Genomic DNA, 15,904 nt, shown 5'->3' with positions numbered 1-15,904 from the left:
CTTGCGACAGTAAGAACCGTGCGCCTTCTGGCATCGAGCGTTCGAACGCTGTTACGCTTTAAGATTTTTGACGACTTTTGCTAAAGGTGAAATGAAATTTACACCTTACATAGCTCATTATCGGCCATGTCGTTAACTCTGTTATTTTTTTGGGCGGCAGAAGATTATGCTAGTCATTGATGGGGCTGTCAGACGACCGTGCGGTACCGCAGCTTTCGGATAAGATCTGTATCAGAAGTTTACGTAACCACTGGTGAAAAGGTGAATCGTGTCGTTCGTTGGGATAGAGCAGGTTATAGCCTCTTTGGTCGACAGTGGCGACCTCATCAGGAACCTCAATAAAATAGAGGTCTTTTCGAAAGGCATGCAAGCTGGTTTTAGAGCTGAAATAGAGGGCCGAACTCGATTTAATGATCGGAATGATGGCCGGCAAATAGCTTATTTTTGCTGAGATCTGCGGTGTGATCCCTTGTTGTTCGCACGCGGCTTCGATAATTGATTTGCCGTCTTTGTTTGCGTGGCTAACGCTGGGAAGTATGAGTGGATAGGCGCAGATATCTTGTAAGCTGACCTCTTTCTTGTTTTTCAATGGATGATGGTGGTGGCAGGCAAAGACACGATTTGACGGAGCCGCAGGTTGACAGCGAACCTGGCTTGAATTGATGGCGTGGAGGTGGATCCCGACGTCAACCTCGGCCTGCTTTATCTTCTCCAGTGAGCTCTCTTCCCAGGTGCGGATCACGATTTGCAAATGAGGGCAAAGCGCATGGAGTTTTTGATATATGGATGGAATGACGGTCATCGCGAGTGGTTCGATGATGTCAATTCTGACGGTTCCATGGAATAACTGGGGGTCAAAATCGACCCGTTCATTGTAGAGCACCTCCAGATCGTGAAACAGCTGAGGCAGGTGATTGTAAATGTGGTGCGCGTGTTCATTGGGGAGCAATCCTGCGCGATTCCGAAGAAATAGCGGGTTGTCGAAGATCTCACGCAGCTTTTTCAATTCGTAGCTGACCGTTGATTGCGACAGATTTAACCGGTCTGCGGCCTTGGTGGTTGAGCGCTCTTCATAGAGCACTTTAAATACGCGAAGTGAGCCTATCCGGATATCGTCTAATGCACTCATTGCTTTCCCCTCTAGCTTGCTGCACGAACACTCACAGTGGCTTGCATGATACGGGTAACAGAAAAGCGATCTGTTGTCGTGTTGCCATCGTGTGCTCGGTGATTGTGCTGAGTTAGCTAGAATGACGACTTGGCGGTTGTTAAGGAAGTCTTGGCGGGCAACGCTGGAAATGAGATCACGGCGATCAGCCAAATACTAGGGAGGATCTTCGAATCGTGTTGCTTGAAGTGCAAAGGGGGGAGGGGGCGAAAAAGCCCCTGCGGCGCTCTAAGCAAGCGACACGGGGGCTTCGTATTTTAGCTTGCGGAAGCGGTTTTGGGCTTAACGAAACCGGCCAGCCAGCCGATGGTGACGGTGCCGAGAACGGCGATCTTCACACCATAGATGAACACCAGCCAGTGACCCATGCTGCCACCAAGGAAGCTCCAGTTGTCTTCACCGCAAACGCCGGTGATGGCGAAGGTGGTTGGGAACCACTCGTGTAATGGCAACCCAAACGGGAAGGAGGGTTCGGTTGCACAGGCGTTCGCCCCACCGCCAGCGGCAAAGAAGTCCATGCCGGTATCCAGTGCTTCCATGGTTGAATGGCTCGCGACTAGGTCAACTGACCAGACCATGCCTTGGAGGATCGCCCACCAGGCGATGTAGAGGCCGATCAGCTTTAACACCAGGTTTTGCGGCTTGATGGCGATCAACAAACCGGCAAACATGATGCAGAACTGGCTGTAGCGGATGTAGACGCACTTTTCGCACGGATCCATCGCCAAGAACCATTGGAAATAGATGTGGGCCGTTGCCTCGAGAAACAGGGCGGCGCCAGCCATGACAAACCAAACCGGGCGCAGGTTGGCCCAGCGGTGCAAGGTGGGCACAGGCTCGGCTTTGACGTTCGCCCAAAGAGACTTCAGTAACTCCATTGGATACGTCCTTATTCAGCAAGAAGCTGTGCAACCATCTCATCGAGCATGGTCATTGAGCGAACCTTTGCGGTGTTGATCAGGTATTTACCGTTCACTACCATGGCAGGAATGCCTTGGATCTTGGCGACTTCAACGCCTTGGTCCCACTGCGCCATTTGATCTTTCACTGCTTTGGTGTTGACCTGCTTGTCAAAATCACTGCGGCTGATCTTTGCGGCTTTGAGGCCAAAGGCGATAGCTTCTTCACCGTTGGCAAAGTGCTTTTTCTCATCGTGGTAGCGGTGATAGAAAGCCATCTTGGCTTCTTTGTAGCCTTTTTCATTACCCATGACTTTAGCAACGGCTAAGACTTGGGTTTTTTCGGTGCCGAGTGGGGTCTTGGTGGTGATGTGGTAGCCGTCGTATTTGGCACCTTTAGGTAGGTGAGAGACCATTCCTGGGATAACGGCGGTTTCATATTTGTAGCAGAATGGGCAATTGACCGAGTAGATCTTGGTGACCTGATTTGGAGCATTGAATTGCATTTCAGGCTTCAATACCTGGTAGTGCTCACCTTCTTTATAGGTGGCTGCGAGAGATGGCATGGCCAAGCAGGCGAAAACGGCGGCGAGAATGACATTGCGCATGGTCTTTCCTTAGATCAGTGATGGATTGGATTCCGTTATCTAATTCTTTATTTCATTTTTTGGATGTCCGCCTTTGCATGCCCGAGCATAAACGAGAGCGGAGTGTGATCATGCTCACTTGGTACGGAGGTAGGCGCAACCATTTGTTTATTTTTATCGGGCGCCGCGCAAGCTTTTTGCTGTCTTATCTAATTATTTAATTGGAGCGTTCGAAAAACCTAATGGTGTGCCGATGGATAATTTGATTTTTTTAATTGTGTGTAGTGAATAGTTGAAAGCAAGGGGGGATTTAGTGGTGCGTTTCTGATTTGTAGCATCGTAATTTTTGTCGAAACAATGTTCGCGGCCAAGGTCGCAAATCGCGGCGAGTTGTCAAACTTATACTGATTTCAACGGGCGGCCGGTGGCAGCTCAAGATAAAAAAAGGATGCGATGATGAACAAAAAGTTACTGGTAACTGCGGTTGCAGTGGGCTTGTTTTCTGCAAGCAGTGTGATGGCTGCGGGCTTCCCTGCGGCTCCTGCGGTTGGCGACCTAGGCCAGATGTGGGTTAATCCAACGGGCAACTCTCCTCTGACTGCTCTTTTAGAAACTGGTCAAAAGAACATTACCGATGTTCATGTCACCGTTCATGGTAAAGGTAAAAAGGGCGTTGATGTTGCTTACCCGGTTGGCCCAAAAGCCATCCTGCGTCATCATGGTATCCCCATTGTTGGTTTGTACGCGGACCACAAAAACAAGGTTACAGTCACCTTTAAAAAGGACGGCAAAAAGCATGTCGATAAATATGATGTTCTGACATCACCTATCCAAAATAAATACGTTGATGCTCGTAACGTCACGGCCATGCAAGAGGTCGAGGTCATCAAGGTCGATAAGAAGTTTAAAGATCGGCTCTACCTCGTAAACTCTCATACACTGACTCAGCAAGGTTCTGACATCCACTGGTCCGGCTCTAAAGGCCCGAGCTCCAAATTGTTTGATGCCACGCCAGCCATGGGCTCTATGCCATTCGAGGCGGCGCCAATGACCTATGTCGTTGATACCAATGGTGACTATCGTTGGTGGTTGGATCAAGATGCGGTATATAATGCCAATGATATCGATATCAATAAACGTGGCTACTTTATGGGGGTTCGCAAAACTGACACCGATAAATTTACCTACGTGCAGGGTCAGCGCTGGGGCCACTTCGATCTGTTAGGCAATTTCAATTCGTTCCGCTTACCACGGGGCTATCAAGATGCCTCTCACGAAGCGGTGACTATGCCAAATGGCGACGTATTAGTCCGTGCGGCAAAAACCAACTACATCAACAGCCGTGGCGATAAGGTACACACGGTTCGTGACCACATATTACAAGTTAACCCTCGCGGTGAACTAGTTGATGTTTGGGTACTGCCAGAAATCATGGATGAGTATCGTGATTCTCTGCTCTCGGCTCTGGATCTGGGCGCCGTCTGCGTTAACGTAGATATCGACCAGGTTGGTCAAACCATGGATGAGATCCCACTCGACGCCCCATATGGTGATACTGCAGGGGTTGTCGCTGGCCGTAACTGGGCGCACGTGAATTCCATCTCCTACGATCCAAGCGATGACGGCATCATTCTATCATTCCGCCACCAGGGTACAGCGAAACTGACTCGCGATAAAAAAGTGAAATGGATCCTGGCGCCACGAGAAGGTTGGCGCGGCGAGCTGGCAGGCAAAGTGTTGCAACCGGTTGATGCTAACGGGAAACCTATTGAATGTACCAGCAAAGGGAAATGTGAAGGTGACTTCGACTTCTCCTATACCCAACACACTTCCTGGTTGAGCCCTCGTGGCACTGTTACCGTTCTTGATAACGGCGATGGTCGCTGGTTAGACCAACCCGTCATGCCGACTGACAAGTGGACCCGCTTCGTAGAGTACGACATTGACGAAGAGAACATGACCGTTAAGCAGGTTTGGGAATACGGTAAGGAGCGTGGTTATGACTGGTATAGCCCAATTACTTCTAACGTAGAGTATGTGCCAGATCGCAACACCATGTTTGGTTTTGGTGGCTCTGTACACTTGCTGGAACCTGGCAGTCGCGTTACCGGTATGATCAACGAGATCGACTACGACACCAAAGACGTTAAAGTTGAGATCCGCGTGAAATCCGATAAGAAAAATGCACCGCATTATCGCGCCCTGTTCATCGAGCCTGCGAAGATGTTCGGTGAATAAGCTTTAGCGGTTCTACTAATATGAATCAAAAGCCCGGCGATGCCGGGCTTTTAGTTTGATGCCTTTTATTGGTATAAGCATTAACCTGATCAGGGCAAGAGCATGAGTGTTTAGTTCCTAACCTGCGCTGGAGAAGGTGGTTAATGTAGTCTCCGAAAAGGCACAATTAATGAACGCAGACGCACGTGGCACTATGAACAATCTCAGCAAGAGTGTGATCAAGCTTCATTCATGATCTCGCCCTGCTAACCTGATTTACTCAGTTGGCTGCGGTAACGGTTAATTTACTTAAATAATCTTCCAGTAGCTCATTTTGTTGCATCAAGGTGCGGGATATTTCTGGTCGGTCTGTCTCTTCATATAGCGACTGAAACGAATCATAGAGCAGCTCCGTCATGAAACTGGTCTCTTGTGAGCCATAGCGGTGACCAGAAATATACAGGCTGTAATGGGTTTTGACTTGGGTGAGCTCCGGGGGAGCAGGTAGCAGTGCGTAATCACTTAGCTCGTATGGTAGTGCCAAGACAGATGAATAGGTGATAGCATTGCTGTATTTCAGAGCTTCGAATAGAGCATGACTGTCGGACAACCTTGCTTTCAAGTTTAATTGCAAGTTATGAGCCTTCAGCACGTTCTCCATAACGGATTGACCATGACAATTCCAGCCGCTTAGATGGTGGATTAGTACCGGATATTGAGTTAGGTCTTGTAGCGCAACTTTGCCATGTTGTGCCAAAGGATGGCCTTTTCGCATGATAAATACACGTTCAGTCGGCCCCAAGGGGATATTATGAAAGTGTGCTGGGGTGTTGGTTAAAATATGAACACCAAAGTGCACTCGCCCCTGCTCAAGCTCTTTGAAGCTTTGAGAGTTCCAGCCTTGTGTCGTCAGGGTAACCCGAGGTGTGCGCTTTTTAAGTTCAGCGAGCAGCAATGGATGCCAGCGCCAACAGGTGGGATCCGTGACAACCCACAACTCCTTTTGCACGTTGGCTGGATCAAAAGAGCCACATTGCAACAAGTCGTCTTCGATGCGACTTAATATGTCATTGATGTGGTGCGATAGCCGCTGGCAATGTTCTGTTGGCTTTAAGCCATTTTGATAGCGGACAAACAGTTCATCATCAAACAAAACCCTGAGGTTTTTTAGGTGGTAACTGACCGAAGATTGGCTGAGCCCGAGTTCTTTTCCTGCATCAGCGGTGCTGCGGTGGATCAACAGCTTTTGGATCAACTGTAAATGGATAACGCCGAGGTCTTTGAGTTGACGGGGAGCAGTCATATGTTCGCCTTTCCTCTACACACAGGTACTCAGAGCATTGCAGCAACAACTTGAAAAAAACAGAACAATAAAAGGGGAGGTGACGACTTTGTTGAGCAAGTTTCGTTTTGTGGCTTTTAGGGGGGCAATGTTTCGATTCGTGTTTTGACTGGGCTGGTTGAGTGTTATCTAAGGTAAGCGGGTTGATGCAGCTTGTGACAGGCTCAAAATAATAGGCCTGACATTCCGTCAGACCTTGGCAGTTATACAGATAGGAATTTATTCACCGAACATTTTGGCCGGCTCTACGAACAAGGCCCGGTAGTGCGGTGTGTTTTTCTTATCCGATTTTACACGGATCTCAACTTTGACCTCTTTGGTGTCGTAGTCGATCTCGTTGATCATACCGGTTGCGCGGCTGCCGGGTTCCAGCAAGTGCACGGAGCCGCCAAAGCCAAACATGGTGTTGCGATCGGGCACATACTCGACGTTGGAGGTAATGGGGCTGTACCAATCGTAGCCTCGCTCTTTACCGTATTCCCAAACCTGCTTCACTGTCATGTTTTCTTCGTCGATATCGTACTCAACGAAGCGGGTCCACTTATCGGTCGGCATGGCGGGTTGCTCATGCCAGCGGCCATCGCCGTTGTCGAGCACGGTAACAGTGCCGCGTGGGCTCAAATAGGAAGTGTGCTGAGTGTAGGAGAAGTCGAAGTCACCCTCACATTTCCCTTTGATGGTGCACTCGATAGGCTTGCCATTGGCATCGACGGGTTGCAGCACTTTTTCTGCCAATTCGCCGCGCCAACCTTCCCGTGGCGCCAGGATCCACTTCACCTGCTTGTCGCGGGTGATTTTTGCGGTGCCTTGATGGCGGAATGACAGGATGATGCCATCATCGCTTGGGTCGTAGGAGATCGAATTTACGTGGGCCCAGTTACGTCCTGCCACAACGCCAGCAAGGTCACCGTAAGGGGCATCGAGGTCCATCTCATCCAAGGTTTGACCGACCTGCTCGATATCCACATTGACGCAGACGGCGCCCAGATCCAGTGACGAGAGCAGCGCATCGCGGTACTCATCCATGATCTCCGGTAGCACCCACACGTCGACGAGCTCACCCAGTCTATTGACTTGCAGGATGTGGTCACGGACGGTGTGGACTTTATCACCGCGGCTGTTGATGTAGTTGGTTTTGGCCGCACGGACCAGCACATCGCCATTGGGCATGGTTACCGCTTCGTGAGAGGCGTCTTGATAGCCCCGTGGTAAGCGGAACGAATTGAAATTGCCTAGCAGATCGAAGTGGCCCCAGCGCTGACCTTGAACGTAGGTAAACTTATCGGATTCGGTTTTCCGAACGCCCATAAAGTAGCCACGCTTATTGATGTCGATGTCATTGGCGTTGTATACCGCGTCCTGATCCAACCACCAACGGTAGTCGCCATTGGTATCGACGATGTAGGTCATCGGCGCCGCTTCAAATGGTATAGAACCCATGGATAGGGTTGCGGACTCTTTCCCTTTGGGAGCAGACCAATGGAGATCGGAACCTTGCTGAGTCAGTGTGTGGGAGTTCACGAGGTAGAGGCGGTCTTTAAACGCTTTATCAACCTTGACGACCTCGACTTCCTGCATCGCGGTGACATTACGGGCGTCGACGTATCTGTTATTAATGGGGGAAGTTAATACATCGTATTTGTCGACGTACTTTTTGCCGTCCATCTTAAAGGTTACCGTGACTTGGTTTTTGTAGTCGGGGTACAGACCGACAATGGGGATCCCATGGTGACGCATCATGGCCTTTGGGCCAACCGGATAGGCAACATCAACGCCCTTTTTACCCTTCCCATGCACAGTAACGTGAACATCGGTAATGTTTTTTTGACCACTTTCCAATAGCGCTGTCAGTGGCGAGTAGCCCGATGGATTTACCCACATTTGACCTAATTGCCCAACCACTGGAGTCGCTGGAAAACCCGCCCCCTGTACCGCAGTGGCAGAAAATAAGCCAACGGCGATCGCGATAGGCAGTAATTTCTTATTCATCATTCATCCCTCTTTGTTTGCATAAGTCACAGAGCTCACATCTCGGGAAAGACCTTATCGACAACGGAGCGGGGTCGTTTGTGACTCGTGCGACGAATGTCATTTTAGTGCAGCTAGGATTGTTGCTAATTATGAGATGGTGAAAGGTATAAGGGCGGATATGCAAATATTTAAGTTTGCCTATATATAAGATTAATGTAGGGGCATGGTGCAAAGGGAGTGCTCGGTTAGTTGGCGCCCACTCTCGCCGTAGTGACTACCTGAAAGGCCCCCTTGAAGGGGGTGGCATTACCCCGGGGTTGTGGCCTGTTGTTCGGTAGACTCCTTCTACGTAGAAAATTATGCAGTGTGCTGAATCGGTTGTTAATCACTGCTGCGGCTTTTGTGTGGTCGGACTTAGTGATGTGGACTCATATTTATAACGATGAATGTTATTTTTTTTGCGTAGTTAACGATTGTTTTATGTCGTCGACTCTACGCCTTGAGTAAGTTATTTTGGGTTGTCAGAACTTGCGCTATTTCTGGGCGTGTCTGTTGGTCGTATAGCTGTTGAAAACAGGTATATATGAGGTCGGATATATAGCTGGTTTCCTGCGAACCATAACGTTGGCTGGCGATATACAAGCAGTATTGAGTTTGCACTTGGGTGAGTGGTTTAGGGGCAGCAAGTAGGACATAGTCGGAGAGATCGTCTGGCAGAGCGAGTGTCGACGTGTAGGCTATGGTATTGCCGCTCAACAGTGACGCGTATAAGGCTTGGCAGTCGGCGACTCTAGCGCGAAGATTGAGCTGCAAGTTGTGTTGCTTTAGTACGCGCTCGATGAGGGAGTTGCCGCTCCCATTTAGCCGGCTGAAATCGTGCAGGGCGACTGGGTATTGAGTCAAATCGTGCAAGTGGACCACTTTTTGCTGCGCTAAAGGATGCCTTTTTCGCATGATAAATACGCGCTGGCACGGACCTAAAGGCACTTTGTGAAACTGCGCTGTTATCGTAGGAATAACATGCACGCCAAAGTGAATTTGACCCTGTTCCAGTTCGGTAAAAGGTTTGTCGATTCCAATATTCAGTAGATAGTGTCGTGCGGGGCATGAGTCGTTGTAGTTCCGCCATGAGTAGCGCATTCAAGCGCCAACAGGTTGGATCCATAACGACTCTGAGCTCCTTGGCGACATTTGATGGCTCGAACGTGCCACATTGCAGCAAGTCGTCTTCGATGCGGCTAAGGATGTCATTAATATGGCGTGATAACCGTTGGCAATGTTCGGTTGGCCTCAGGCCTTGCTGAGAGCGAACAAACAACTCATCGTTAAACAGGCCTCTGAGATTCTTCAGATGGTAACTGACTGAGGGTTGGCTGAGGCCAAGCTCTTTACCGGCGCTGGTCGTGCAGCGGTGGATCAGCAGTTTTTGGATCAGCTGTAAGTGGATGACGCTGAGATCTTTGAGTTGACGGGGGATGGCCATGTCTGTAATCGCCCTTTGCACACAGGTACTCGCAGCATCGCAGCAGCAACGTAGGAAAAACAGAACAATACAGAGGGGAGTGATTACTTTGTTAATGAAGTTTCGTTTTGCTGCTTTTAGGAGAGTAATGTTTCGATTGGTGTTTCGAATGACTGAATTGCATTTTTCTTAAAAATTAGATGGTTTACTTTGCTCGCGTGGGAAAGAAGCGGGCCAAGCGCTAGGCTTGGCCCGCTATCTTACTTATTCACTGAACAGAGTGTCAGGATAGATCTTCAGAGCACGGTAGTGAGGTTGATTGTCTTTGTTGGAAAGAACGTCGATCTCAACTTCAATCTCTTTTGTGTCGTAATTGATCTCGGAGATCTTACCGATGGTGGGCTCGCCACGTTCAAACATGAATACTGAACCGCTGAAGCTAAACATGGTGTTGCTGCGTGCGTCGTATTCGGTGTTTGAGGTGATGGGGGAGTACCAATCGTAGCCTTGCTCTTTACCGTACTCCCACAACTGTTGCACGGTCATGTTTTTAGGATCGACCTTGTATTCAACAAAGCGGCTGTACTTCATGGTTGGCATTGCAGGTTGCTCATGGAAGCGACCATCGCCGTTATCGAAGACGGTGACTGTGCCCTTATCGTTACCCCAAGAGGTGTGCTGAGTGTAGCTCCAATCGAAGTCCGTACCTTCACAGCGAGCACCTTCGCAGTTCAGCTTATTGCCGCGCGCGTCGACTGGAGTCAGTACCTTATTAGACAGCTCGCCCCAGCCAGTATTAGGCGACAGGATCCACTTGACCTCTTTGTCGCGGCCAATCTTAACCGTGGCTTGGTGACGCAGTGACAGGATGATGGAATCGTCGTTTTTGTCATACCAAATGGAGTTAACGTGGGCCCAGTTACGACCGGCACCAACGCCTGGAATGTCGCCCAGATCGGCATCTGGCTCGGCGGTGGCTTTCTTACCGATGGAGTCCATGTCGACGTTCAGGCAAACGGCGCCCAGATCGAGGGAGGTCAGCAGATCATCCCGCATAGGGTCGAGGATCTTGGTCAGGTCCCACACTTCTTGCACGTTGCCCAGCCGGTCGACCTCAACAATGTGGTCACGGACGGTATTGACCATCACCCCATCATCGCGGCGGTAGTTTTGCTTACCGACACGGAGCATGACGGTGTCAATAGAGGTGTAGTGGGCTTCGTGGCTGGCATCGACATAGCCATGAGGCAAGCGTTGGTCGACAAGGAAGCGACCCATCATGTCGAACTCACCCCAGCGCTGGCCTTTGGTGAAGGTAAAGCTGCCTTTGTCGGTTTGGTTGAAGCCCATCATCAAGCCGCGTTGCTCTGCGTCAATGCCAAAGCCGTCGTAGATCGCGTCCTGCTCCATCCACCAGCGGTATTCGCCCTGGGAATCGATGACGAAGTTCATTGGGGCCATATCGAAGAACATGGCGCCGGTAGTTTTTACTGCTGGATATTGAGCACCTTTTTTCTTCGGTGCTTTTTGTGCAGCCCAGGATAGGTTGGTGCCGTCTGGGGTATAGGTGAAGGAGTTGACGAAATACAGCGAATCTTTAAACTCCGGGCTGACTTTTTTGACATCTACCGTCATCAAATCGGAATTATCGCGACTGTCCAGATAGCGGTTGCTGATCCCTGAAGTTTGAATGGTGTAATCTTCAACGTATTTTTTGCCATCTTTAACAAAGCTGACGGTCACTTTATTGCGGTGGGAGGCGTACATCCCCCAGATGGGGATCCCATCGTTGTTGAGCAGTGATTTAGGGCCAACTTCATACTCAATGTCGATGCCGTTTGCGCCTTTACCATGCACTTTGACGCTGACGTCACTGATGGTATTTCCGGCCAGGCCAATCACGGCTGTGAGTGGCGCGTTCTTAAATGGGTTGGTGATGACTGTGCCTAATTGGCCGACATCGGGGGCTGGTGGGTAGGATGCTGCATTCGCAGCACAAATAGTACCTAGAGATAGCGATACCATTAGCGCAATTTTTTTCATTTTCCACTCCATTTTTTCAGGCAGATAAAACCAAATAAGTTTCTACTCGCTAGGTCGAATCAAGAGTCGTCCCTTGATTGTTATTGTATTGCGCTGTTTTATTTAATTTGCGCCGTCCATCAAGAAGAGGGTTCGAAGCTTGGTGCGCCAAATTTACTTGATAAAAAACAATAGGATGGCGTTTGCGAAATAAATTACCGTTGTGTGTGTGGTCTGTTTTTTGGCAGTATTGAGTCTGAGGGAGCTCATCAAAGGAAAAGGGAAATGGTTGACAGGGAGCAGCAATATCATGAATTGATCTCGGCTGCTGAAGCGCTATTGGCGAAGGACTGCATTAACTCACTGTCGTTAAATAAAATTGCCAAGCGCTCAGGTTACTCTAACGGAACGGTTTACAAGCATTTTCGTTCTTTACCTGACTTGATGGCAGCGCTTCTAGGTCAAAGGTATCGGCGGTCTTTGTCTTTTGATGCTTTGGTTGAACGGGACTTTGACGACGTTTATTCACGGCTTTTGGTTCGCAGTACCTATAGGCCTTGGCTGCTGGCTAGCGGAAAGTACGTCATATTGGCGGGCGCCGATCTCCCTTTGGACAGTGTGTCGCCATTCGCCCGATTGGATCTCGAGCGGTTAATGGCAAGGCACCGGCATTGGCTGATGGATCAATTGAGAGCATTGGGTATTGATGCGGCTTATCTGTGCCATGGGATCGACCAGATCGTGGATGGCTGTGTGTTAACCATTAAAAAGGCATCTTCGCAAGAAGAGCGGCTGCGTTCGCTGGAGATCTTTTTTGATTTGATAACGGCGTTTTTATCTACGTTGAAGCAGGAAACGTCGGTATCGACCGAGGATGTGAAGGCGTACTTAAGTCGGTTCGCTCGATCTTATCACCAGAACTACGTAGCTTTGGAGCTATGAAACGCGTGTCATGGTTCGATTCTGCATTTTGCAAAAAAATGGAGGCCGAGGCCTCCATTCTCTACTGGGCGTGATCACTCGCCGAAGGCTTGGTCCGGACGGATGACGATAGCGCGGTAGGAGGGTTGCTTCGAGGTTGGGGCTTCGACATGCAATTCGACCATGACATCCTGAGTACCGTATTTGACTTCGGCCAGTTTGGGCTTGGTGTTCTCGCTGGAGAACAGGCCTGCGGAGGCGAAGTACATCATCATCGTATCTTTATCCGCTTCATAGTCGGTCACTGAGGTAATTGGGCTATACCATTCGTAACCGCGATCTTTACCGTACTCCCACAGTTGTTTGACGGTCATGTTTTTCTCGTCAATCTTGTATTCGACGCCACGGCTGTATTTCGCTTCTGCGAAGGCCGGTTGCTCATGATAACGACCATCGCCGTTGTCGAAGGTCACCAGGGTTCCTTTTTCTGGCACTAACCAGGAGGTGTGCTGGGTATAACCAAAGTCAAAATCGGTGTTTTCACACTTACCCTGAGGCGAGCAATTCAGCTTCTTGCCGCGATTGTCGACCGGTGTCAGCAGCTTTGTTGCCAGATCGCCTTTCCAGCCTTCGCTTGGACCGAGGATCCACTTCACCTCTTTGTCACGGCCGATCTTAATGGCGGTGGCTTGGTGACGTGGCGAGATAACGATGGAGTCATCGCTGGCGTCGTAGTCGACGGAGTTGACGTGCGCCCAGTTCCGGCCTGTGCCAACCCCTGCATGGTCGCCAAATGGGGCGTCAGGCTCGATGCTGACCGCCTCCGCGTCATCATCGACATTGAGACACACCGCCTTGGCGTCGAGTGCCAATAGTAGGGCATCACGCATGGGATCCAAGATCTTGTTCAGATCCCAAACCTCGACCAAGCGACCTTGCTGATCGATCTCCAAGATATGATCTCGAACGGTGTTGGTGACCACGCCATCGGGGCGAACATAGTCTTTTTTGGCTGCGCGGATAAGGTAGTTGCCATTGGGTAATTCGGTCATTGCATGGGAAAAGTCGATATAGCCACGGGGCAGATCGCGTTCGACGATCATCCGGCCCAACAGATCCATCCGATAGTAGCGCTGACCCTGTGCAAAGATGATATCGCCGTTTTCGACCTGATGGACGCCCATAACGATCCCGCGTTTGTTGACGTCATTGTCGTCGTGGATGGTATTGGCGTCCAGATACCAACGTGGCTCACCCTGAGTATCGGTAATGAAGTTAACTGGCCAACGGTTCCACTCCAAAGCCCCCCCTTTGGACCACATGACGTCCATCGAGTCATTGTCCATCAGGATGTGGTTGATCCAATAAAGCCGGTCTTCAAACCCTTTTTTGACGACCTTAGGCGTGACTTTGGGCATGCTGTAGACAGCACCATCGACGCTGATCCCGGCGATGGGTTGTGTTTGTATCTTATACACCTCTTCCACTTTTTTGCCGTCGAGTACGTAGTTAAGTTGCACCTCATTGGAGTGATCGGCGTAAAGCCCGAAGACTGGAATGCCATCATGGGTTTGCTGGATATCCCGGCTGACGGGGTAGGTGATGGGTACGCCATCCTTGCCTTTACCTCGGACGGTCACTACGACATCTTTTGGTTCTTTACTCTGCAGGTTAATGACCGCCGACAAAGGCGCATGGCCGTATGGATTGACCTTAATTTTGCCAAGCTGACCTTGGCCGGGGCGGGCTAGGCTGACTACGGCGGCGTCGGCGCTGCTGATACCGACGGTTATGCTTCCTCCCAAGAGCAGTGCACTGGCAATGGCGGCGGTTAATAATGTGTGCTTCATCATCGTGTCATCCTTTACGTTATTTGTTGTCGTACTCAGTGTCGTAAAAGCGGGAGGTTGTCGGATGTGACCGTGGTCACACTGAGCGGACCATCGGCCGGACTTGGGGGAGGAAGTGGAAGCTGAGGTGGTTTTTTCTGAACGCTGCCAAAGATTGTGGCTAAGGGCATCAGAAAATTGGGTAAGGCATGACGGCATGTGGCGAGTCGCATGAAAAAGAAACGATATACTGTATCCATTAGTTCTATGTACTCGACAGCGTATCGGAGCAATGAAATTCGTTTCTGGGCGCGTGTGTCATCCTATCGCGATAGGGTTTATCACCGTTCGCGGCTATTGCTGACTATCTTGGGCATGAGTTGAGCCAATATCTCGCGCAACTGCGCTCGCAGCCACAGGTTGAACGGGGCTTCGGCTTGGCTAATGGGATAGAGGCAGTGGTAATGGAATGCGTGGCTGCTGAGTTCGCGCGGTGCTGGCAGCAACGTCAGTTGTTGCTGAAATTGCGCCAAACCGATGGCTGAAGAGTAGCATAGTGCATTGCTGGACTGCAGCATGGGCACGATGGCTGGCAGATAGCTGACTCGGGCAGAAATACGCAGTGGTAGCTTCTTCTCTTGGCTGGCTTTTTCGATGATGGATTGACCCTGCTGATTCCAACTGGGCAGATCCTGAAGCAACAGTGGGTAATTGCACATCTCCATCAGGGTTATCTGTTTGCGCTTTAAGATGGGATGGTTATTTCGGCAGGCGAGAATGCGAATGGAGGGGCAAATACGTTCATTGTTGATGTAATCATCCTCAACACTGTGCAGGTGTAAGCCGACATCGATGATCCCCCGTTTTAGTTGTTCTAACGTTCCTTTATTCCAAGGCATCAGTTGCAGATCGACATGAGGACAGTGCTGTTGAAACAGCGAATAGAGCTTCGGCATCACGGCGACCGCCAGTGGCTCCAGGATCGCAATTCTAACGTTTCCTCGGTATTGCTCAGGATGAAAATCGGTACTGCCATTATAGAGGTTTTCCATCTCGGCTAGCACTTTTGGGAGGCCTAAGTAGAGTTGATGTGCCCGTTCATTCGGGAGTAAGCCATCCCGGCAGCGACTGAACAGGGGATCGTCGAAGATCTCTCTGAGCTTCTTTAACTCGTAGCTGATCCCGGATTGAGAATGACCGAGTCGTTCGGCGGCGCGTTGGGTAGACCCTTCCTCATAGATGACCTTGAAGGTATTGAGTGCCCCGATGCGAAGATCACTGAAATCTGCCACTAAGTTCTCTGATCGTTTATTGAACAAGATCTTAGGTTAGGAGGTTGTCCGCATTGAGCCAAGCGACAGATGATTAAGGCATCGTTCTGATCACAGCAAACACAGAGTGGCAACGATAAATTATCGAACGTGCCTTAATGGGTGTTCCGAGAGTAGCGTCAAGACCTGATCATAAAGGCTTACAAACCCCCTGG

11 protein-coding genes and 1 pseudogene are annotated in these 15,904 nt (G+C 50.1%); 2 read left to right on the top strand and 10 right to left on the bottom strand.

The window, feature by feature from the left end; genetic code table 11:
* Positions 1 to 169 precede the first annotated feature (169 nt).
* The 3 genes from ABEA08_RS07890 to ABEA08_RS07880 form a co-directional block, all read right to left on the bottom strand.
* Positions 170 to 1,129 (bottom strand): LysR family transcriptional regulator, encoded by a 960-nt coding sequence (locus ABEA08_RS07890; RefSeq protein WP_345334747.1) that lies wholly within the window; start codon positions 1,127 to 1,129, stop codon positions 170 to 172.
* A 296-nt stretch (positions 1,130 to 1,425) separates the two neighbouring features.
* A complete protein-coding gene (locus ABEA08_RS07885; protein WP_345334746.1) occupies positions 1,426 to 2,046 on the bottom strand; it encodes a disulfide bond formation protein B in 621 nt (206 codons plus the stop codon).
* A gap of 11 nt (positions 2,047 to 2,057) precedes the next feature.
* The gene (locus ABEA08_RS07880; RefSeq protein WP_345334745.1) at positions 2,058 to 2,675 is read right to left on the bottom strand and encodes a thiol:disulfide interchange protein DsbA/DsbL; all 618 of its coding nucleotides are present in this window, start codon (positions 2,673 to 2,675) and stop codon (positions 2,058 to 2,060) included.
* A gap of 435 nt (positions 2,676 to 3,110) precedes the next feature.
* Here ABEA08_RS07880 and ABEA08_RS07875 point away from each other — a divergent pair, with 435 nt between their 5' ends.
* Positions 3,111 to 4,892, top strand: a complete 1,782-nt coding sequence (locus ABEA08_RS07875; protein ID WP_345334744.1) for an aryl-sulfate sulfotransferase — start codon at positions 3,111 to 3,113, stop codon at positions 4,890 to 4,892.
* 259 nt (positions 4,893 to 5,151) lie between these two features.
* On the opposite strand, the gene ABEA08_RS07870 is transcribed toward ABEA08_RS07875, so the two are convergent.
* The 5 genes and pseudogenes from ABEA08_RS07870 to ABEA08_RS07855 all read right to left on the bottom strand — a co-directional run bounded on the left by ABEA08_RS07870 (position 5,152) and on the right by ABEA08_RS07855 (position 11,689).
* Positions 5,152 to 6,174, bottom strand: a complete 1,023-nt coding sequence (locus ABEA08_RS07870) for a LysR family transcriptional regulator (protein ID WP_345334743.1) — start codon at positions 6,172 to 6,174, stop codon at positions 5,152 to 5,154.
* Positions 6,175 to 6,432: 258 nt separating this feature from the next.
* Complete coding sequence (locus ABEA08_RS07865) at positions 6,433 to 8,202, bottom strand: aryl-sulfate sulfotransferase (RefSeq protein WP_345334742.1); 1,770 nt, start codon at positions 8,200 to 8,202, stop codon at positions 6,433 to 6,435.
* A gap of 474 nt (positions 8,203 to 8,676) precedes the next feature.
* Positions 8,677 to 9,324 carry a substrate-binding domain-containing protein gene (locus tag ABEA08_RS07860; protein ID WP_345334741.1) on the bottom strand — a complete coding sequence of 216 codons (648 nt, stop codon included), beginning with the start codon at positions 9,322 to 9,324 and terminating at the stop codon, positions 8,677 to 8,679.
* A gap of 145 nt (positions 9,325 to 9,469) precedes the next feature.
* Positions 9,470 to 9,667, bottom strand: a pseudogene (locus ABEA08_RS22015) (helix-turn-helix domain-containing protein); the annotation flags it as partial.
* Between the two features lie 243 nt (positions 9,668 to 9,910).
* A complete protein-coding gene (locus tag ABEA08_RS07855) occupies positions 9,911 to 11,689 on the bottom strand; it encodes an aryl-sulfate sulfotransferase (protein WP_345334740.1) in 1,779 nt (592 codons plus the stop codon).
* Positions 11,690 to 11,953: 264 nt separating this feature from the next.
* Between ABEA08_RS07855 and ABEA08_RS07850 the strand changes: the two genes are divergently transcribed.
* A complete protein-coding gene (locus ABEA08_RS07850; RefSeq protein WP_345334739.1) occupies positions 11,954 to 12,610 on the top strand; it encodes a TetR/AcrR family transcriptional regulator in 657 nt (218 codons plus the stop codon).
* Between the two features lie 74 nt (positions 12,611 to 12,684).
* Here ABEA08_RS07850 and ABEA08_RS07845 read toward each other — a convergent pair whose 3' ends face one another.
* A complete protein-coding gene (locus ABEA08_RS07845; RefSeq protein WP_345334738.1) occupies positions 12,685 to 14,442 on the bottom strand; it encodes an aryl-sulfate sulfotransferase in 1,758 nt (585 codons plus the stop codon).
* 317 nt (positions 14,443 to 14,759) lie between these two features.
* Positions 14,760 to 15,710 (bottom strand): LysR family transcriptional regulator, encoded by a 951-nt coding sequence (locus ABEA08_RS07840; RefSeq protein ID WP_345334737.1) that lies wholly within the window; start codon positions 15,708 to 15,710, stop codon positions 14,760 to 14,762.
* Positions 15,711 to 15,904 lie beyond the last annotated feature (194 nt).

It is taken from the genome of Ferrimonas pelagia (assembly GCF_039543565.1).
GTDB classification, from domain to species: Bacteria; Pseudomonadota; Gammaproteobacteria; order Enterobacterales; family Shewanellaceae; genus Ferrimonas; species Ferrimonas pelagia.
The sequence above is the reverse complement of the archived record's forward strand: the minus strand, read 5'-3'. Positions and strand labels throughout refer to the sequence as shown.

Excerpts from the sequence above, each read along its gene's own strand:
- ABEA08_RS07890 (WP_345334747.1), bottom strand. The coding sequence starts at position 1,129 with ATGAGTGCATTAGACGATATCCGGATAGGCTCACTTCGCGTATTTAAA.
- ABEA08_RS07885 (WP_345334746.1), bottom strand. The coding sequence starts at position 2,046 with ATGGAGTTACTGAAGTCTCTTTGGGCGAACGTCAAAGCCGAGCCTGTG.
- ABEA08_RS07880 (WP_345334745.1), bottom strand. The coding sequence starts at position 2,675 with ATGCGCAATGTCATTCTCGCCGCCGTTTTCGCCTGCTTGGCCATGCCA.
- ABEA08_RS07875 (WP_345334744.1), top strand. The coding sequence starts at position 3,111 with ATGAACAAAAAGTTACTGGTAACTGCGGTTGCAGTGGGCTTGTTTTCT.
- ABEA08_RS07870 (WP_345334743.1), bottom strand. The coding sequence starts at position 6,174 with ATGACTGCTCCCCGTCAACTCAAAGACCTCGGCGTTATCCATTTACAG.
- ABEA08_RS07865 (WP_345334742.1), bottom strand. The coding sequence starts at position 8,202 with ATGAATAAGAAATTACTGCCTATCGCGATCGCCGTTGGCTTATTTTCT.
- ABEA08_RS07860 (WP_345334741.1), bottom strand. The coding sequence starts at position 9,324 with ATGCGCTACTCATGGCGGAACTACAACGACTCATGCCCCGCACGACAC.
- ABEA08_RS07855 (WP_345334740.1), bottom strand. The coding sequence starts at position 11,689 with ATGAAAAAAATTGCGCTAATGGTATCGCTATCTCTAGGTACTATTTGT.
- ABEA08_RS07850 (WP_345334739.1), top strand. The coding sequence starts at position 11,954 with ATGGTTGACAGGGAGCAGCAATATCATGAATTGATCTCGGCTGCTGAA.
- ABEA08_RS07845 (WP_345334738.1), bottom strand. The coding sequence starts at position 14,442 with ATGATGAAGCACACATTATTAACCGCCGCCATTGCCAGTGCACTGCTC.